This is a genomic window from Pseudomonas sp. SIMBA_068, from assembly GCF_046534705.1.
In the GTDB taxonomy this organism is placed as follows: Bacteria; Pseudomonadota; Gammaproteobacteria; order Pseudomonadales; family Pseudomonadaceae; genus Aquipseudomonas; species Aquipseudomonas putida.
This window is the reverse complement of record NZ_JAWRYI010000006.1, coordinates 212,459-232,423: the sequence shown is the minus strand read 5'-3', so window position 1 is coordinate 232,423 and position 19,965 is coordinate 212,459. Positions and strand designations below refer to the sequence as shown.

Below are 19,965 nucleotides of genomic sequence, written 5' to 3'. Positions count from 1 at the left end.
TGGGCCGCAAAGCGGCCCCAGCAATATCAAGTCAAACCCAATTCACCCCAGATCCGCCGCACTTCACGGCGTTCATCGGCAAATTGCGTCGCATCGATCACCCCGGCCTGCTTCTGCAGGGCCTGGCGGTGCGAGGCCGAGCGGAACGCCTTGTACACTTCACGCAACAGCACCGCGTCACTGGCCGGCATCAGGTTCGCCTGCTCCAGCTCTTCCAGAATGCGGATGTTATCGGTCCATCGGAGTATGGCCGGATGGTCGTGAGACCAGGCCAAAGCGGCGTATTGCACCATAAATTCGATATCGACGATACCGCCGGCATCCTGCTTGATATCAAACGGCACACCGGCCTCGAAGGCATTGGCCGCGGTACCGGCAGCCGTGGCCTTGGTACCGAGGTTGCCGCGCATCTTGGCGCGCATTTCACTTACTTCTGTGCGCAGTTTTTCCAGGTCTCGCGCCTGGCCCAGCACCTTGGCGCGCACGCCTTCGAACGCCGCGCCCACCTGCTTGCAACCCACCAGCACGCGGGCTCGCACCAGCGCCTGGTGCTCCCAGGTCCACGCTTCGTTCTGCTGGTAGCGCTCGAATGCGCCCAGCGAACTGACCAGCAGGCCGGAAGCACCGGACGGGCGCAGGCGCATGTCCACGTCATACAGCTGGCCCGAGTTGGTCTGGGTGGTCAGCAAGTGAATGATGCGCTGGCCCAGGCGGGTGAAGAACTGCGCACTGTCGATGGGCTTGCTGCCGTCGGTTTCTGCGTGCGGGTCGCCGTCGTGGATGAACACCAGGTCCAGGTCCGAGCCATGGCCCAGCTCCAGGCCGCCGACCTTGCCGTAGCCAATGATGATGAACCCTGGGTCGCACAGGCTGCCGTCGCTGCGCCTGGGCTGGCCGTGGCGGGCCACGGTCTGGCGCCAGGCCAGGGCCAACACCTGGTCGAGGATGGCTTCGGCCAGCCAGGTCAGGTAGTCGCTGACCTTCATCAACGGCAGGTTGCCGCTGATTTCCGAAGCCGCCACGCGCAGGCTGTGCGCCAGCTTGAAGTGGCGCAGCGCTTCCATCTGCTGCTCCAGGTCGTCCTCGGGGATGCGCGTCAGGCGCTCGCGCAACTCGCTGGCCAGCTCTGGGGCCAGTGGCGGGCTGAACAAGCGGCCTTCATTGAGCAGTTCGTCGAGCAGCAGCGGGTAGAGCGCAATTTGCTCGGCAATCCACGGGCTGGCGGCGCACAACGTCAGCAGGCGGCGCAAGGCGCCGGGGTTTTCGGTCAGCAGTACCAGATAGGCAGAACGCCGCGCCACGGCCTCGACCAGCGGCAACACGCGCTCAAGCACCAGGTCAGGGTTGTCATGCTCCACCGCCTGGGCCAGCAGGCGTGGGATGAAGGCATCCAGGCGCTCACGGCCGATACGCTGCATCGAGCGCAGCTGCGGGCTGGAGCGCAACCCGGCCAAGCGCCGCAGGGCTTCGACGGGCTGCTTGAAACCGGCCTCCTCCAGCTGCCGGCCAGCGGCTTCCTCGTCCTGTGCCTGCTCCCACAGCGGCGACCATTCGCCGCCCACCACAAGTTCGCCCTCGCCATCTTCGTCATCCGGGTCGGCGATCACCTGGCGGAAGTGCCAGTCGATACGGCCACGCCAGTACATCAGCTGGTCGTGGAAGCTCTGCCAGTCGGCAAAGCCGAGCATGTAGGCCACACGCGCCTGGTCGGTCTCACCTTCCGGCAGCATTTGCGTCTGGCGGTCGGCGATGGCCTGGATGGCGTGCTCGGTATAGCGCAGGAACTCATAGCCCTCGCGCAGCTCGGCGACCACCGCCGGCGGCAGGTAACCCTGGCCCTCGAGGGTGGCCAGCACCTTGAGCAACGGCCGCTGCTGCAGGCTGAGGTCGCGCCCGCCGTGGATCAGCTGGAAGGCCTGGGCGATAAACTCCACCTCGCGGATGCCACCGGCACCCAGCTTGATGTTGTCGGCCATGCCCTTGCGCCGCACTTCCTGCTGGATCAGCTGCTTCATGGTGCGCAGCGCTTCGATCGCGGAAAAGTCCAGATAACGGCGGTACACGAACGGCCGCAGCACCTCCTGCAACTGCGCCCCGGCCACCTGGTCGCCCGCCACCACCCGCGCCTTGATCATGGCGTAGCGTTCCCAGTCGCGGCCCTGGTCCTGGTAATACTGCTCCAGGGCATTGAAGCTGAGCACCAGTGCGCCGGCCGAGCCATAGGGGCGCAGGCGCATGTCGACGCGGAACACGAAGCCATCGACGGTCACGGGGTCCAGCGCCTTGATCAGCCGCTGGCCAAGCCGGGTGAAGAACTCCTGGTTTTCCAGCGAGCGCTTCACCCCTTCGGTTTCGCCACCTTCGGGGAAGCCGAAGATCAGGTCGATGTCCGACGACAGGTTCAGCTCCACCGCCCCCAGCTTGCCCATGCCCAGCACCACCATGTGCTGCGGCTGGCCGCTGCGGTTGCCGATGGGCGTGCCGAACTGCTGGCAATGGCGCGGGTATAACCATTGGTAGGCTTCGTCGATGGCGGCATCGGCAAGGTCCGACAGGTCGCGGCAGGTTTCGCCAAGCTCTGCCTGGCGGGTGATGTCGCGCCAGATGATGCGCAGTTGCTGGCGGTTGCGCGCGCGGCGCAGGTTGCGCGCCAGCTCGTCGTCGCTCTGCGCAGCCTGGGCGGCCGCCGCGATTTGCCCACGCAGCTCACCCGGCGCATAACGCCGCTCCAGCTCGCCACTGGCCAGCAGCTCGAACAGCATGGCCGGCTCGCGCTGGGCCAGGCCCAGAACAAAGTCGCTGGCGGCGGCAACCTGGTCGAATTGTTGCCGGTGCACCGGGATCCAGGCATTCAGGTCGAGGTCGGCGTGAGCGGCCACTGCATCACTGAGGAATTGCCGGTTGCGGGCCAGCAATGGCTGGAGGGTGGCGGGTAGATCGGACGGCAAAGGCAGGCGCATGGTCTATCCTTGATCGGCGTGAAATAGAAGGGAAAAAGCGGCCAAGGGGAAGCCGGACCACGGTTGGACTGTCGTACAAAAGTTGGAAATAGCTGAAAAAAACGAAAACTTGGCAACAAACATCAAGAAGCACCCGTTCGCGTCACAATGCCAACCACCATGAACGTTTTTCCTCACAAGCCAAGGTGCGACCAAACGTCGCAGAAATGTAGTTTTACTACTACTCATGTCGTGTAAAAGCATGAAATGCGCAAGCAAATGTAGTAAAACTACACGGCGCCGGAAGACACCCCGGTAATCCAAGAATTCACGACGTCTGCCCATAAGGCCAGTCGCAACTTCAGGCAATCGATTCTGGTTGCCTTTCCGCCCTGGAGCAAGCCATGCAAGACCTCGATCCAATCGAAACCCAGGAATGGCTGGATGCCCTGGAGTCGGTCCTCGACAAAGAAGGCGAAGACCGCGCTCATTACCTGATGACCCGTATGGGCGAGCTGGCCACCCGCAGTGGCTCCCAGCTGCCGTATGCGATCACCACGCCATACCGCAACACCATCCCTGTCACCCACGAAGCACGCATGCCTGGCGACCTGTTCATGGAACGCCGCATTCGCTCGATGGTGCGTTGGAACGCCTTGGCCATGGTCATGCGCACCAACCTGAAAGACTCGGACCTGGGCGGACACATCTCCAGCTTCGCCTCCAGCGCCACCCTGTACGACATCGGCTTCAACTACTTCTTCCAGGCCCCAACCGAAGAACACGGCGGCGACCTGATCTTCTTCCAGGGCCACGCTTCGCCAGGCGTCTACGCCCGCGCCTTCATGGAAGGCCGCATCAACGAAGACCAGATGAACAACTTCCGTCAGGAAGTGGACGGCAACGGCCTGTCTTCGTACCCGCACCCATGGCTGATGCCTGACTTCTGGCAGTTCCCGACCGTATCGATGGGTCTGGGCCCGATCCAGGCCATCTACCAGGCGCGCTTCATGAAGTACCTGGAAGCCCGTGGCTTCATCCCGGCCGGCAAGCAGAAGGTCTGGTGCTTCATGGGCGACGGCGAGTGCGACGAGCCGGAATCCCTGGGCGCAATCGCCCTGGCCGGCCGCGAGAAGCTGGACAACCTGATCTTCGTCATCAACTGCAACCTGCAGCGCCTCGACGGCCCGGTTCGCGGCAACGGCAAGATCATCCAGGAACTCGAAGGCGTGTTCCGTGGCGGTGGCTGGAACGTCAACAAAGTGGTCTGGGGCCGTTTCTGGGACCCACTGCTGGCCAAGGACACCAACGGTGCCCTGCAGCGCCGCATGGACGAAGTCATCGACGGCGAGTACCAGAACTACAAAGCCAAAGACGGCGCGTACGTTCGTGAGAACTTCTTCAACACGCCAGAACTCAAGGCCATGGTCGAAGACCTGTCCGACGACGAGATCTGGAAGCTCAACCGTGGCGGCCACGACCCGTACAAGGTCTACGCGGCGTACCACCAGGCTGTGAACCACAAAGAGCAGCCGACCGTCATCCTGGCCAAGACCATCAAGGGTTACGGCACCGGTGCTGGCGAAGCCAAGAACACCGCGCACAACACCAAGAAGGTCGACGTCGACAGCCTGCGTCACTTCCGTGACCGCTTCGACATCCCGGTCAAGGATGCCGACCTGGAGAACCTGCCGTTCTTCAAGCCGGAAGAAGGTTCTGCCGAAGCCAAGTACCTGGCCGAGCGTCGCGCTGCCCTGGGCGGCTTCGTACCACAGCGCCGTGCCAAGAGCTTCAGCGTACCGACCCCATCCCTGGAAACGCTGAAAGCGATCCTGGACGGCTCGGGCGACCGCGAAATCTCCACCACCATGGCCTTCGTGCGTATTCTGGCGCAGCTGGTCAAGGACAAGGAAATCGGCCAGCGCATCGTGCCGATCATCCCGGACGAAGCCCGTACCTTCGGTATGGAAGGCATGTTCCGCCAGCTGGGCATCTACTCGTCGGTCGGCCAGCTCTACGAGCCAGTCGATAAAGACCAGGTGATGTTCTACCGCGAAGACAAGAAGGGCCAGATTCTCGAGGAAGGCATCAACGAAGCCGGCGCCATGTCGTCGTTCATCGCTGCCGGTACTTCGTACAGCTGCCACAACCAGCCGATGCTGCCGTTCTACATCTTCTACTCGATGTTCGGCTTCCAGCGCATTGGCGACCTGGCCTGGGCCGCTGGCGACAGCCGCACCCGTGGCTTCCTGATCGGCGGTACCGCCGGCCGCACCACCCTGAACGGTGAAGGTCTGCAGCACGAAGACGGTCACAGCCACATGATGGCGGGTACCATCCCGAACTGCCGCACCTACGATCCAACCTACGGCTACGAGCTGGCGGTGATCATCCAGGACGGCATGAAGAAGATGACCGAAGAGCAACAGGACATCTTCTACTACATCACCGTGATGAACGAATCCTACCAGCAGCCTGCCATGCCGGCCGGTGTCGAGGAAGGCATCATCAAGGGCATGTACCTGCTGGAAGAAGACACCCGCGAAGCCGCGCACCACGTACAGCTGATGGGCTCCGGCACCATCCTGCGCGAAGTCCGCGAAGCGGCGAAGATCCTGCGTGAAGAGTTCAACGTCGGTGCCGACGTATGGAGCGTCACCAGCTTCAACGAACTGCGTCGCGACGGCCTGGCCGTAGAGCGCGCCAACCGCCTGAAGCCTGGCCAGAAGCCACAGCAGACCTACGTCGAGCAGTGCCTGAACGGCCGCAAAGGCCCGGTCATCGCCTCTACCGACTACATGAAGCTGTTCGCCGAGCAGATTCGCCAGTGGGTGCCGAGCAAAGAGTTCAAAGTCCTGGGTACCGACGGTTACGGTCGCAGCGACAGCCGCAAGAAGCTGCGTCACTTCTTTGAAGTCGACCGCCACTTCGTGGTACTGGCTGCCCTGGAAGCCCTGGCTGACCGTGGCGAGATCGAACCCAAGGTTGTGGCTGACGCCATCGTCAAGTTCGGCATCGACCCGGACAAGCGCAACCCACTGGACTGCTGAGGAGTATTTTTAAGTGAGCGAACTCATTCGCGTACCTGACATCGGCAGCGGTGAAGGTGAAATCATCGAGCTGTTCGTCAAGGTCGGTGACCGTATCGAGGCTGACCAGAGCCTGCTGACCCTGGAGTCCGACAAGGCCTCCATGGAGATCCCGGCCCCGAAGGCCGGTATCGTCAAGGAACTCAAGGTCAAGCTGGGCGATCGCCTGAAAGAAGGCGACGAGCTGCTGGTGCTGGAAGTCGAAGGTGCCGCTGCTGCGGCGCCTGAGGCTCCGGCCGCGGCCGCTGCCCCGGCTGCTGCTCCAGCGCCTGCCGCCGAAGCCGCCCCTGCTCCTGCCGCAGCCCCGGCTGCTGCCAGCGTGCAGGACATCCACGTGCCGGACATCGGCTCGTCGGGCAAGGCCAAGATCATCGAAGTGCTGGTCAAGGTCGGCGACACCGTCGAAGCCGACCAGTCGCTGATTACCCTGGAGTCCGACAAGGCCTCCATGGAAATCCCGTCGCCGGCTGCCGGCGTTGTCGAAGAAGTACTGTGCAAGCTGGAAGACGAAGTCGGCACTGGCGACCTGATCTTCAAGCTGAAAGTCGCGGGCGCTGCCCCGGCTGCTGCGCCAGCACCTGCTGCTGCACCGGCGCCAGCCAAGGCTGAGGCTGCTCCGGCCGCCGCGCCTGCCGCTGCTGCCCCTGCTGCTGCCCCTGCACCGGCTGCTACCGCACCGGCTGCTGGCAACAATGCCAAGGTTCACGCAGGCCCGGCTGTTCGTCAGCTGGCCCGTGAATTCGGTGTCGAGCTGGGCGCAGTGGCTGCCACCGGCCCGCACGGCCGTATCCTGAAGGAAGACGTGCAGGTTTACGTCAAGGCGATGATGCAAAAGGCCAAGGAAGCCCCGGCAGCCGCCGGTGCAACCGGTGGCGCTGGCATCCCGCCGATCCCGGTGGTGGACTTCAGCAAGTTCGGTGAAGTGGAAGAAGTGGCCCTGACCCGCCTGATGCAGGTCGGTGCCGCCAACCTGCACCGCAGCTGGCTGAACGTGCCGCACGTGACCCAGTTCGACTCCGCCGACATCACCGAGCTGGAAGCCTTCCGCGTTGCGCAGAAGGCCGTGGCCGAAAAAGCTGGCGTGAAACTGACCGTGCTGCCATTGCTGCTCAAGGCCTGCGCCTTCCTGCTCAAGGAACTGCCGGACTTCAACAGCTCACTGGCGCCAAGCGGCAAGGCCATCATCCGCAAGAAGTACGTGCACATCGGCTTCGCCGTGGACACCCCGGACGGCCTGCTGGTCCCTGTGATCAAGAACGTCGACCAGAAGAGCCTGCTGCAACTGGCTGCCGAAGCCGCTGCACTGGCCGAGAAGGCGCGTACCAAAAAGCTGTCGGCCGACGACATGCAAGGTGCCTGCTTCACCATCTCCAGCCTCGGTCACATTGGCGGCACCGGCTTCACGCCGATCGTCAACGCGCCGGAAGTGGCTATCCTGGGCGTCTCGAAGGCGACCATGCAGCCAGTGTGGGATGGCAAGGCCTTCCAGCCGAAGCTGATGCTGCCGCTGTCGCTGTCCTACGATCACCGTGTGATCAACGGCGCTGCCGCCGCGCGCTTCACCAAGCGCCTGGGCGACGTGCTGGGCGATATCCGTACCATGCTGCTGTAAGGCAGCCCGCTGCCCCTCCTTGCGAGGGGCAGTACCCTTTTCGAGCTGCCACGCTCGTACCTCAACCCCGCCAATTGGCGGGGCTTTTTTTGTCCGCCGATAGGGTTTTGCCGCCTGGGAGATCGACCGCCGCCCGCGCGGCGCTCGATCTCCCAGGCGGCAAAAATCCCAACGCGATCTAAGTTTTCCGCCCCACCCGCCGATAACCTGTCCACAGCATCAAGCATGGCCGCTTGCCAGCCCTCGGGACATGATGCAACCTTGCCGAATCCGCCGCCGCTCCAAGGCCGCGCTCCCTGTTCAAGCGAGTCTTCGATGAAAAGCCAACCCGATGCCGCCAGCCGTGTGGCGGCCGAGGTCGTCACGCCGTTACCCGTGCCCTCGCGGCTCGGTATGCTGCGTTTCGAAAGGCTCAACGAAGCCACCTGGTCCATGCTCTACCTTGACCCGGCCTGCGAGCGCCAGTTTGGCCTGCACGCCGCCGACCTGTGTGCCCTGGTGGACGCGCCCTACGCCAGCCTGATGGAGCCCGAGGCCCGCTACCGGCTGCACGACGAGATCCAGCTGCAACTGGCCCAGCGCGGCTACTACCGCGTGCGCTACTCCCTGCACACGCCAACCACCTCGCTGCGCCTGCTGGAAACCGGTGAAGCCTACAAGCAGCACAACCGCCAGCTGTTGCGCGGTTACCTGAGCGTGCTCGACGACCAGCCCGACGACGCAGGCGAGAGTGCCAGCGACCTGGAGTCGCGCAACAACCGCCTGCAACTGGCCCTGCAACTGAACCAGCGTGCCCAGCAGGAACAACTGGAACACCTGGAGCGGGTACGCGGCCAGCAAGACCTGATCCTGCGCCTGGCACGCCAGCGCTACAGCGCCGAGAACTCCCTGCTGGAAGCCGCCCAGCTGATCACCCAAAGCGCCTGCGAAATTTACAAGGTCGACAGCGCCAGCATCTGGCACCTGGACGACCAGCGCCTGGAACCGATCACCGCCTGGTACCGCGACGCGCAGGAGCATCGCCAGCCCGAGGCCATCGATGCAAGCCGCTTCCCCGACTACCTTGAAGCACTGCACGCCAGCCGCGCCATCGACGCCCACAACGCCGGCCACGACCCGCGCACCCGCGCCCTCACGCAAAGCCTGCGCCCGGAAAACAAGGCCATGCTCGATGCCAGTATCCGCGTCGATGGCCAGGTGGTCGGCGTGTTGTGCCTGGAGCAGAGCGGCCAGCCACGGGCCTGGCAATCGGACGAGATAGCCTTTGCCGGCGAGCTGGCCGACCAGTTCGCCCAGGTCATCACCAACCACAACCGGCGCGCGGCGGCCAGCGCACTGCACCTGTTCCAGCGTGCGGTGGAGCAAAGCGCCAGCGCCTTCCTGCTGGTCAACCGCGATGGCCGGGTGGAGTACGTCAACCCAAGCTTCACCGCCATCACCCAGTACAGCACCGACGAAGTGCAAGGCCGCCAGTTGGGCGAGCTGCCTGCACTGGAAAACCTGAGCGAACTGCTGTTCGACTCGCCCTCCAGCCTGGCCATGGGCAATAGCTGGCAGGGTGAATTCAAGAGCCGGCGTAAAAACCTGGAGCCCTACTGGGGCCAGTTGTCGATTTCCAAGGTGTACGGCGACAACCGTGAGCTGACCCATTACATCGGCATCTACGAAGACGTCACCCAGACCAAGCTGGCCCAGCAGCGCATCGAGCGCCTGGCCTACACCGACAACCTGACCAACCTGGGCAACCGCCCGGCGTTCATCCGCAGCCTGGACGAGCGCTTCGTCCGCGATGGCGAAAGCGCGATGTGCCTGCTGCTGGTGGACATCGACAACTTCAAGCGCATCAACGACAGCCTCGGCCATCAGACCGGCGACAAGCTGCTGATCAGCCTGGCCCGGCGCCTGCGCAACAGCCTGCACAGCGGTGGCATCCTGGCGCGCTTTGCCAGTAACGAGTTCGCCGTGCTGCTCGATGACACCAGCCTGGAAGATGGCCAGGGCGTTGCGCTGCAGTTGCTGAGCACACTCGACAAGCCGATGTTCGTCGACAACCAGCTGATCAACGTCACCGCCTCGGTAGGCCTGGCTTGTGCACCACTGCACGGCGTCGACCCCGCCAGCCTGATGAAAAACGCCGGCCTTGCGCTGCACAAGGCCAAGGCCAACGGCAAGCACCAGGTACAGGTGTTTACCGAGGTGCTGAACGCCGAGGCCAGCTACAAGCTGTTCGTCGAGAACAACCTGCGCCGCGCCCTGACCCAGAACGAGCTGGAGGTGTTCTACCAGCCCAAGATCTGCCTGCGCAGCGGCCGCCTGCTGGGGCTGGAGGCATTGCTGCGCTGGAACCACCCCGAGCGCGGCATGATCCGCCCGGACCAGTTCATCAGCGTGGCAGAAGAAACCGGCCTGATCATACCCATCGGCAAGTGGGTGGTACGCCAGTCGTGCCGCATGAGCAAGCAACTGCGCGAGGCCGGGCTGGGCAACCTGCACGTGGCCATCAACCTGTCGCCCAAGCAGTTCTCCGACCCGGACCTGGTGGCGTCCATCAGCACCATCCTCAACGAAGAAGCCCTGCCCCCGCACTTGCTTGAGCTGGAGCTGACCGAAGGCCTGCTGCTGGAAGCCAGCGAAGACACCCACCGCCAGCTGGACGAACTGAAGGCCCTGGGCCTGACCCTGGCCATGGACGACTTCGGCACCGGCTATTCGTCGCTGAGCTACCTGAAGAAGTTTCCGATCGACATCCTCAAGATCGACCGCAGCTTCATCAACGAAATCCCGGATAACCAGGACGACATGGAAATCACCTCGGCGGTGGTGGCCATGGCCCATAACCTCAAGCTGAAGGTGGTGGCCGAAGGTATAGAGACGCCGGAGCAGCTGGCGTTCCTGCGCCGGCACCGCTGCGACGTGGGCCAGGGCTACCTGTTCGACCGGCCGATTCCGGGGCGCGAGCTGGCCGAGCGGCTGAAGCGTTATCCACGTGGCCCGGTGGCCTGACAGCAGCTCAAACCTCGGGCACTATAGAGGTCATTCGGGCCCTTTCGCAGCGCAAGGCTGCTCCTACAGAAAAGCGCGTCCCCTGTAGGAGCAGCCTTGTGCTGCGAATGCCCCAACACCTATCCCACTGAATTAACACAGAGGAACGGCCATGGTCCTGCGTTCGGAAATCCTGGTGAACAAAAACGTCATGCCAACTGCGGAACAGGCCCTGCCTGGCCGCGAAACGCCAATGAGCCTGCCCGAGTTCCACTACGTGTTCGAAGGCACCCCGCTGCTCGGCCCCTTCTTTGAGGGCGCCATCGACTTCGCCATCTTCGGCCTGGGTTGCTTCTGGGGGGCGGAGCGGCGCTTCTGGCAGCGTGAAGGTGTGGTCAGCACCGTGGTCGGCTACGCCGGCGGTTACACCCCGAACCCGACCTACGAAGAAGTCTGCTCGGGCCTGACCGGCCACACTGAAGTGGTGCTGGTGGTGTTCGACAAAGACAAGGTCAGCTACCGCGAGCTGCTGGCGATGTTCTGGGAACTGCACAACCCGACCCAAGGCATGCGCCAGGGCAACGACGTCGGCACCCAGTACCGCTCGGCCATCTACTGCACCAGCCCTGAACAGCTGGAACAGGCCAAGGCCAGCCGCGACGCCTTCCAGGCCGAACTGACCAAGGCCGGCTTCGGTGAGATCACCACCGAAATCGACCAGGCACCGACCGTGTACTTTGCCGAGGCCTACCACCAGCAGTACCTGGCCAAGAACCCGGACGGCTACTGCGGCATCGGCGGCACCGGTGTATGCCTGCCACCCAGCCTGCAGGGCAACTGAACCATGGCCACGATGACCCTGTTCCACTCGCCATTGTCGCCTTTCGTGCGCAAGGTCATGGTGGTGCTGCACGAGACCGCCCAGCTTGAGCGCGTGACGCTGCAACCGGTCAACATCAGCCCGGTCAGCGGCGACCCGCAGCTCAACCACGACAACCCGATCGGCAAGATCCCGGCCCTGCGCCTGGACGACGGCACCGTGCTGCATGACAGCCGGGTGATCTGCGAATACCTCGATCTGCAACATGTCGGCCTGCCATTGCTGCCCCGCGAAGGCTCGGCGCGCTGGCGGCGCCTGACCCTGGTGTCGCAGGCCGATGCGATCATGGACGCAGCAGTGTCGTCGCGCTATGAAAGCTTCCTGCGCCCAGAAGACAAACGCTGGGACGGCTGGTTGCAGGCGCAGGGCGACAAGATCCGCCGTAGCCTGGCCAACCTGGAGCAGGAGCACCTGCCCGAGCTGGTGTCCGGGTTCGACCTGGCGGCGATTGGCGTGGCCTGTGCGCTGGGGTATCTGGATTTGCGTCAGCCGGAGTTTGGCTGGCGTGAACGCCAACCAGGCCTGGCGGCATGGTATGCCGAGGTGGCCAAGCGGCCGTCGATGGTCGCCACAGCGCCGACAGCCTGACAGGGACATTCGCAGCACAAGGCTGCTCCTACAGGGGATGCGACCGCCTGTAGGAGCAGCCTTGCGCTGCGAATGCCTCACTTGGCTGTCACAGGAAACAACAGCCCGATCCTGAAGGCCAACCACCGCCCGATCTCTCTATCCTCCCTCATGCCGACCTCCCCACCCGCGCCCAGTCCAGCCGCCGGGTCAGCACCATGAACACCCCCAGCAAGCCAAAGCACAGCAGCGACCCCATCAGCAGCGCATAGTCTTCGGCACTCAGCAGCCCGTACAGCAGCGCATACAGCGCCGCCAGCCCCGCCGCAAACCCGATCCCTCGTCCCAGGCTGCGCAACACATGGCTGAGGTAGAAGCCGATCAGCAGCACACACGCCGAAGCCGACAGCCCGTACGCCAGGCCAAAGCCTATGTGCTCGGACAATGACAACAGCAGCAGGTAGAAGAACGCCAGCGCCACACCCACCAGGATGTACTGCACCGGGTGCACGCTCAGGTTTTTCAACACTTCGAACAGGAAGAAGCCAGCAAAGGTCAGCGCGATGAACAGCAACGCGTACTTGATCGCCCGCTCACTCTTCAGGTACTGGTCCACCGGGTCGACAAAGCTCACGCCGAAGCTACGCTCGCTGAAGTCTTCGCACTGGCCGGCAGTGGCGCATTGGCGCAGGGCATCTTCAAGGTTGGTGGCGAAGAACGACGTCTGCCAGTGGGCGCTGAAGCCTTGCGCATCGATGTCGCGGCGGTTGGGCAGATAGCTGCCGACAAAGCTCGGATGCGGCCAGTTGGCACGCATGTCAACGCTGCTGGTGCGGCCCACCGGCACGATGTGCAACTGGCCGGTGCCTTGCAAAGCAAGGTCGAAGCCGTAGCTGAATTCCCGTGCCTGCATACCGTCCAAACCCGGCAGGCTGGCATGCACGCCACCGCGCATCCAGTCGAGCTGGGTGCCGGCCTCGAACGGCACCTTCTGTTCGTCCAGGCTCAGTTCCAGGCCATTCTCGATGCCGCGGATATCGCTGATGCCCACCACCAGGAAGGGTTTGTCGAAGCGGTAGTCGTCGAAGTCTTTGTCGATGCCCCAACGCTCCGGGAGCTTGAAGCGGCCGCTGATACGCCCCTTGGCGTGGAACAGCCGGGCCTGATAGATGCCGCGGGCACGCAGTTCGGTGTCCACGCCCAGGTCGGCGGCGAAGGTGTCCGGCAGGAAGTACAAGTGGCCGGCGATGGTGCTGGTTTCCTGGGTGCGCTCGCCGTCCTTTTCGATCCAGCGGCGCTGGTACTTGCGGTACGGCACCACCAGCAGCGGGCCGCTGAGCTGTTGGTCGAAGCTGGCACTTTGGGCGATGTCGCGCAGCACGTTGTCGCGCAGGGCCTGGCGTTCATCGATCAGGCCGTTGATCAGCAGCAGCGGGATGAGCAGCAGCAACATGAGCACGGCGATCATGCCGAGTTTGTAACCGAGGGTCTTGGTCATGGGGCCTCCTTTGGCAGTGGGCGCAGTGTCTGCGCCTTGCGTGGAGGCTTTGGGGAGCTTGTGTGGAGATCGTGTGTACTTTCAAGGGCCAAATTGCCGACAACCCAGCTCCCACAGGTCCAGCGCAAGGCCCAGTACCTGTGGGAGCTGGCTTGCCGGCGATGGGCTGCAAAGCAGCCCCGGCTATCTCAGCTGATACGCCGCACCGGCAACCACAACCGCACCCGCACCCCGCCATCGACGTTATCCACCGCCAACGCCCCGCCATGCAGTTGCATTACCTCGGCCACAAAATTCAGCCCCAGCCCGGTGCTCTTGCGCCCGCTCCCTGGCCGCGGCAGCGAGTAGAAGCGCTCGCTGACCCGCCCGATGGCATACGCCGGTATCGCCTGCCCCTGGTTGAACAGGCTCAATGCCACCCGATCGCCGTCGCGCTCCAGGTCAAACAGCAGTGCGCCACCTGCGGGGGTGAAATCCAGTGCGTTATCCAGCAGGTTGGCCAGCGCCTGGCGCATCAGGAACGGATCACACAGCAAGCGCAAGCCAGCCGGCACCCGCTGACGCACGTGCAAACCGGCGCCTTCGATTCGCGCCCCGTGAGCCAACAGCAACTCGTCCACCAGTGCCGCCAGCGCCACCTGCTGTTCATCCTCCAGGGCCTGCATCTGCTCGACCCTGGCCAGGTTGAGCAGGCGCTCGACCATCTGCTGCAAGCGCTCGCTCTCGCGCTCGATATTGCCGGCAAAGCGCGTGCGCTGGTCGGCGGGCATGCCCTCGTCCTGCAGCAGCTCGCAAGCCCCACGAATGGCCGCCAGCGGGCTTTTCAGTTCGTGCGTCAGGGTATGCACATAGCGCTCTACATAAGCCTTGCCCTCCAGCTGGGTGCGCATGCGTTCCACCGCCTGGGCCAGGTGCGCCAGCTCGCCGCCCTTGTAGTGCGGCAACGCAGTCCGCTCACCCTCACTGACCGCCTGGGCATAACGCGCCAGCCGGCGCAGCGAGCGCGCCAGCCACCAGGATAACGCCGCACCGATCAGCAAGCCGAGGCCGATCAGCCCCAGGCCCAGCGTGAGCAGGCGCCGCTCGGAACGGTCGATGTACGGCTGCAGCGAGCTGTTGGGTTTGGCCACGGTGACCACGCCGATGACCTTGCCGTCGTCGATGATCGGTGCGCCAACGTGCATCACCGAGGTGCTTTCATCATTGGGGTCGCTGCGGGTGGAGCGGGCGCCGTACTGGCCACGCAGGGTAAGCAGCACGTCATTCCACCGCGAGTAATCCTTGCCCAGCGCCTCACCGCTGGAGTCCAGCAGCACGATGCCCTTGGCGTCAGTCACATAGATGCGGTGGCTGACCTGGTTCTTGGCCAGGCCCCAGATCTGCGCGCCCGGGCTGCGCGAGCCGTAGGCCCTGAGTACTTGCGGCAGGCGGCTCTGGCTCAAGGTGCCGGCCTTGACGTCATCGCGCAGGATCTCGGCCAGCAGGTTGGCGGTGTCGACCAGTGTTTCTTCGGAAGACTGGCGTACCACCGGGCGGATCTGTTCACGCACCGTGTTGAGCAGAAAGTAGCCCGCCAGGCCGACGAACAGGAAATACACCAGGAAGATCCGGATGCCCAGGCGCATCAGGCATGGTCCGGGCTGTAGCTGTAGCCAAGGCCGCGGTGGGTCTGGATCGGCTCGGCGTCACCCGCGACCTGGCGCAGCTTGGCGCGCAGGCTTTTGATATGGCTGTCGATGGTGCGCTCGTACCCTGCATCGGAGGCCACCCCCAGGGCATCAAGCAGCTGTTCTCGGCTGAACACCCGCTGCGGCTGCTCCAGCAGGGATTGCAGCAGGCGGAATTCGTGGCGGGTCAGCGTGAGTGGCTGGCCGCGATAGGTGATCTGCATGCGCAGGGTGTCGAGCTGGAACAACGCCGCATCGATAGCCGGGTCGGCCCTGGGGCCCATGCGTTTGAGGATCGCGCGCACCCGCGCAGCCACTTCACGCGGGCTGAAGGGTTTAACGACGTAGTCGTCGGCACCAATTTCCAGGCCCACCACCCGGTCGATTTCACCGTCACGGGCGCTGAGGAACATCACTGGCACCTCGGTGAAACGGCGCAATTGGCGGCAGGTTTCGAAGCCACTGATGTCGGGCAGGCCGATGTCGAGGATGATCAGGTCGGCCGGGCGCTGGCGCTGCTGGTCGAGTGCAGCGCCGCCCAGGGTCACCCATTCGGTACTGTGGCCGTCGGCCTGCAGGGCGTAGACCAGGGTGTCGGCGATGGCGGCTTCGTCTTCGACGATGAGGATATGGGGCATCGAGCTACAAGCCTCAAGCTGCAAGCTTCAAGTAAAAGCGGATCACGTGAACTTACACTGATCTGTTCTCACTTGCAGCTTGCAGCTACTGCTTAGCAGTCAGGCTTGCCAGCGGTAAACTTCTTGGCCGGGTTGACCGCGGCCTTGAACTCACGCAGCGCTTTGGACCCCACCAGCAGCGGGTAGTTGAAGCTGCTGCGGTCCACCAAGTTCACTTCCACGGTGCGCTTCACGTCACCCAGGCACAGCTCCAGGTCCACCACCGGGCGCTTGGAAATTTCCGGCGCATCGCCCTCTTCCTCTTCATCGGCACGGCCCTTGATCTTGCTGATGCGCGAGACCTTGTGCTCGTACACCTTGCCGTCCGAGTCCTTGGTCGCCAAGCGGAAACGTACCCACTCGTCGCCATCGCGGTTGAACAGCTCAATGTCCTTGGCCGACAGCGACGCGGTGAAGGCACCGGTGTCCATCTTGGCCTTCAGGGTTTCGCCCAGCTCGGGCAGGGCGATGTTCTCGTACCGGCCGTAGATCGTAGGTTCGGCGGCCATTACTGGCAGCGCCAACAGTGACAACATGGCTAACAGAGATTTCACAAGCAGGCTTCCTTGAGAAGGGTCAGTGCTTAGACTGCACTGGCAGGATAGGTTCGCTGTCCCAAGCCTAATCAACATAATGTGAAACATTTGTTGCCGCCGCAGGGCATTGGACATTTGGCGTAGGCCACTGCCCTGCTTATCATTGCCAGCCGTTTATTTCCCACAACAAGAGTCTCTTTATGCGTCGCCTGCTGACCGGCATTCTTACTACCACTCTGCTGCTGCTCAATACAGTTGTGTTGATCTGCCCGCTGCTGGTCTTTGCCCTGCTCAAGCTGGTGCTGCCGGGCCGTGGCCGCGACTATGCCTCGTGGGCAGTGATGTGGGTGGCCGAAACCTGGTCGGAAATCGACAAGGCCATCTTCGCCCTGTGCATTCCTACAAACTGGGACATCCGCGGCGTAGAGAACCTGCGTAAGGACACCTCCTATCTTGCGGTAAGCAACCACCAGACCTGGGTCGATATCCCGGCGTTGATCGAAAGCCTCAACCGCCGCACGCCGTTCTTCAAGTTCTTCCTCAAGAAGGAATTGATCTGGGTTCCGCTGCTGGGCCTTGCCTGGTGGGGGCTGGATTACCCGTTCATGAAGCGCTACAGCAAGGCGTTTCTGGAAAAGCACCCCGAGCTCAAGGGCAAGGACCTGGAGATCACCAAGGCGGCCTGCGAGCTGTTCAAGCGTCAGCCAGTGACCGTGGTGAACTACCTGGAGGGCACCCGGTTTACCGAAACCAAGCGCCAGGAACAGCAGTCGCCGTATCGCTACCTGCTCAAGCCCAAGGCGGGTGGTGTGGCGTTTGTGCTCGCGGCATTGGGCGAGCAACTGGATGCCCTGCTGGATGTGACCATCGTGTACCCCGGCAACCAGGCACCGGGGTTCTGGGCGTTGCTCAATGGCAGCATTAGCCGGGTGATTATCGACATTCAAGTGCGAGAGCTGGACCCGGCATTGTGGGCGGGCGATTACGAGAATGACCCCGAGTTCCGGCAGACCGTACAGGCCTGGGTGAACCAGCTGTGGGCGGCGAAGGACCAGCGGATCGAGGCGCTGCGGGGAGAGCTGGGCTGATCTGGACTGGCCCTATCGCCGGCAAGCCAGCGCCCACAGGGACTGCACAGCATTGGCCAATGCGGGCATTCTGTGGGACCTGGCTTGCCGGCGATAGGGCCGGTGAACCCACTGCAAAGCCCGATTAAAACCCAGGCTAATAATCGACATAAGGATTACTTCTTTGTCACACCCCACCTAAGTGGATAAAAATCGATCAAAGCACAATTACAAAAAGCCTGGATCGATCAATGGCCAACCAACCTAGCTCCGCCCCCGCCCAACTCCGCCGTGTCCTCGGCCTGCCCGCCCTGGTGTTCTTCGGCCTGGTCTACATGGTCCCACTGACCATCTTCACCACCTACGGCATCGTCACCGAACTCACCGGTGGCCGCACCGCCGGCGCCTACCTGGTCACCCTGGTGGCCATGCTGTTCACCGCTGCGTCATACAGCTTCATGGTCAAACGCTTCCCGGTGGCGGGCTCGGCGTATTCCTACACCAACATGGCCTTCGGCCCCAATATCGGCTTCCTTGCCGGCTGGTCGCTGCTGCTCGACTACCTGTTCCTGCCGATGATCAACTACCTGCTGATCGGCCTGTTCCTCAACATCGCGTTCCCGGCAGTGCCCGCCTGGGCCTTCGTGCTCGCCTGCATCGCCCTGGTGACAGTGCTGAACGTGGTCGGCATCAACTCGGTGGCCAAGACCAGCAACCTGATCGTCGGCGCGCAGATCGTGTTTATCGGTGTGTTTGTCGCGCTGTCCTGCCAAACGCTGGCCGGCCAGCCGCTCGACCTGCTATCGCCGCTAATCGGTGATGGCAGCAAACCGGGCTTCGGCCACCTGATGGCTGGCGCGGCGGTGCTGTGCTTGTCGTTCCTGGGCTTCGACGCTGTGTCGACCCTGGCCGAAGAATGCCGCGACGCACGCCGCGACGTGCCACGGGCGATCATCCTCACCACCCTGTTTGCCGGCTTGCTGTTCACCCTGCTGGCTTACGTCAGCCAGCTGGTGCTGCCAGGCAGCAGCTTCGCCAATGCCGATGCAGCGGCCAACGAAGTGATGTTCAAGGCTGGCGGGCAGTTCCTGACCAACTTCTTCACCGCCGCTTATGTTGCGGGCAGCCTGGGTTCGGCGCTGGCCTCGCAGGCGGCGGTGTCGCGCATCCTGTTCACCATGGGCCGCGACAACGTGCTGCCACGCCGTAGCTTCGGCTACCTGTCGCCGCGCTTTGGTACGCCAGTGTTCGCTATCTTGCTGGTGTCAGCCTTCTCGCTGCTGGCGCTGGTGATCGACCTGGCTACCCTCGCCTCGCTGATCAGCTTCGGCGCGCTGGTGGCGTTCTCGGCGGTGAACCTGGCGGTGGTGAAGACGCATCTGATGGACGATGCAAGCCAGCGTAATGCCAAGGGGCTGTTGAGCTATGGGGTGGTGCCGCTGGTGGGGTTGGGGCTGACCTTGTGGCTGTGGACCAGCCTGTCGGCGGTGACGCTGGTGATCGGGTTGTGCTGGTTTGCCCTGGGGTTGGTCTATCTGGCAACACTGACTGCCGGCTTCCGCCGCCCAGTGCGTATGGTGGATTTCTCCGAAGCCGGCTGACCTCAAAGACGGGTACTGATAATTCTGCTAGTTGTGCATGGCCTTGCAAACATCAAGACTGAGGCAGACCGTCTTGCGAGGCCAGCCCTATGTCAGTAGCAGTGTTTACGTATTGCCCATATGGGCAGAGTAATAACCACACAAACCAGAACCCTGTGCTTGGCTTTAACGGTGAGCGATATGATCTTGCCGCCCGCGCCTATGCGTTGGGCCAAGGCTACCGCAGTTATAGTCCTGTTCTGATGCGCTTCCATGCTCCGGACCACCTCAGCCCGTTTGAGCAGGGCGGGCTCAACGCTTACGCTTTTTGCGAAGGTGACCCGGTCAATTATCAAGACCCCACAGGCCATATGCGAGGGGCGAGCATATGGCTAAGTTCCAAGGAAGCGTTAAAACGCCTGGTATCGATTTTTGATCGACCCGCTTCTCCTACTGTGGGGACCAAGGTAATACCGGACACTCTGACCACGCCAGTCACAGCGACCAAAAAAATAACACGATTCAGTAATCTACCCTCCCGCATAACCTATCCAGATGAAGCAGAGCTGACTAGACCTGACCAGTTTCGATACCGGGCAGAACTCATAAAATATTACGAAAGAGAGCTCATGAAAAATGAGCCATTGCTAAATGAGTTCGCTGACCTCCGCAAAAAAATCGAAATGCGCGCATCCAATGGAATTAAGATTGACGTAGCAGATCAAGAAAGATTTGGAATTCTTGAAAATACGAAACTACGATTTGATCAACTCAGAAAGGAGATCGGTAAAACCCGCTCAATTTAAACATGAGACTAAAGCAAAGGGCACTGATCTCGCGCCTAAGCGCTGAATATGAATACGTTTCAGTG

Annotated in this window: 13 protein-coding genes; 8 read left to right on the top strand and 5 right to left on the bottom strand. The window is 62.7% G+C overall.

The genetic code is table 11. The features are described from left to right. Positions 1-26: 26 nt before the first annotated feature. A complete protein-coding gene (gene glnE, locus SB756_RS16320; protein ID WP_410911135.1) occupies positions 27-2,960 on the bottom strand; it encodes a bifunctional [glutamate--ammonia ligase]-adenylyl-L-tyrosine phosphorylase/[glutamate--ammonia-ligase] adenylyltransferase in 2,934 nt (977 codons plus the stop codon). A 383-nt stretch (positions 2,961-3,343) separates the two neighbouring features. Here glnE and aceE point away from each other — a divergent pair, with 383 nt between their 5' ends. The 5 genes from aceE to SB756_RS16295 all read left to right on the top strand — a co-directional run bounded on the left by aceE (position 3,344) and on the right by SB756_RS16295 (position 12,090). Beyond that, a complete protein-coding gene (gene aceE, locus SB756_RS16315; protein WP_019470533.1) occupies positions 3,344-5,989 on the top strand; it encodes a pyruvate dehydrogenase (acetyl-transferring), homodimeric type in 2,646 nt (881 codons plus the stop codon). A gap of 13 nt (positions 5,990-6,002) precedes the next feature. Further along, on the top strand, positions 6,003-7,640 hold the full coding sequence (gene aceF, locus SB756_RS16310; protein WP_016497644.1) for a dihydrolipoyllysine-residue acetyltransferase: 1,638 nt from the start codon (positions 6,003-6,005) through the stop codon (positions 7,638-7,640). A 315-nt stretch (positions 7,641-7,955) separates the two neighbouring features. Further along, complete coding sequence (locus SB756_RS16305) at positions 7,956-10,643, top strand: putative bifunctional diguanylate cyclase/phosphodiesterase (RefSeq protein ID WP_016497643.1); 2,688 nt, start codon at positions 7,956-7,958, stop codon at positions 10,641-10,643. A gap of 151 nt (positions 10,644-10,794) precedes the next feature. Then, positions 10,795-11,463, top strand: coding sequence for a peptide-methionine (S)-S-oxide reductase MsrA (gene msrA, locus SB756_RS16300; RefSeq protein WP_410911134.1), 669 nt, complete (start codon positions 10,795-10,797; stop codon positions 11,461-11,463). Positions 11,464-11,466: 3 nt separating this feature from the next. Further along, on the top strand, positions 11,467-12,090 hold the full coding sequence (locus SB756_RS16295) for a glutathione S-transferase (protein ID WP_041167498.1): 624 nt from the start codon (positions 11,467-11,469) through the stop codon (positions 12,088-12,090). 148 nt (positions 12,091-12,238) lie between these two features. Here the strand turns inward: SB756_RS16295 and creD are convergent, their stop codons facing one another. From creD to SB756_RS16275, 4 genes are all read right to left on the bottom strand, one after another. Continuing rightward, positions 12,239-13,567 (bottom strand): cell envelope integrity protein CreD, encoded by a 1,329-nt coding sequence (gene creD / locus SB756_RS16290; RefSeq protein WP_410911133.1) that lies wholly within the window; start codon positions 13,565-13,567, stop codon positions 12,239-12,241. Positions 13,568-13,755: 188 nt separating this feature from the next. Beyond that, positions 13,756-15,192 carry a two-component system sensor histidine kinase CreC gene (gene creC / locus SB756_RS16285; protein WP_410911132.1) on the bottom strand — a complete coding sequence of 479 codons (1,437 nt, stop codon included), beginning with the start codon at positions 15,190-15,192 and terminating at the stop codon, positions 13,756-13,758. Next, on the bottom strand, positions 15,192-15,872 hold the full coding sequence (gene creB, locus SB756_RS16280; RefSeq protein WP_341797354.1) for a two-component system response regulator CreB: 681 nt from the start codon (positions 15,870-15,872) through the stop codon (positions 15,192-15,194). Before creB ends, creC begins: the two co-directional genes overlap by 1 nt. Positions 15,873-15,964: 92 nt before the next feature. Next, positions 15,965-16,465 carry an ATP-dependent zinc protease gene (locus SB756_RS16275; RefSeq protein WP_341797353.1) on the bottom strand — a complete coding sequence of 167 codons (501 nt, stop codon included), beginning with the start codon at positions 16,463-16,465 and terminating at the stop codon, positions 15,965-15,967. Between the two features lie 182 nt (positions 16,466-16,647). On the opposite strand from SB756_RS16275, the gene SB756_RS16270 reads away from it, so the two are divergent. From SB756_RS16270 to SB756_RS16260, 3 genes are all read left to right on the top strand, one after another. Further along, positions 16,648-17,535 carry an acyltransferase gene (locus SB756_RS16270; RefSeq protein ID WP_341797352.1) on the top strand — a complete coding sequence of 296 codons (888 nt, stop codon included), beginning with the start codon at positions 16,648-16,650 and terminating at the stop codon, positions 17,533-17,535. A gap of 230 nt (positions 17,536-17,765) precedes the next feature. Further along, positions 17,766-19,115, top strand: a complete 1,350-nt coding sequence (locus SB756_RS16265) for an APC family permease (protein WP_341797351.1) — start codon at positions 17,766-17,768, stop codon at positions 19,113-19,115. Positions 19,116-19,204: 89 nt separating this feature from the next. After that, on the top strand, positions 19,205-19,900 hold the full coding sequence (locus SB756_RS16260; protein ID WP_410911131.1) for an RHS repeat-associated core domain-containing protein: 696 nt from the start codon (positions 19,205-19,207) through the stop codon (positions 19,898-19,900). Positions 19,901-19,965 lie beyond the last annotated feature (65 nt).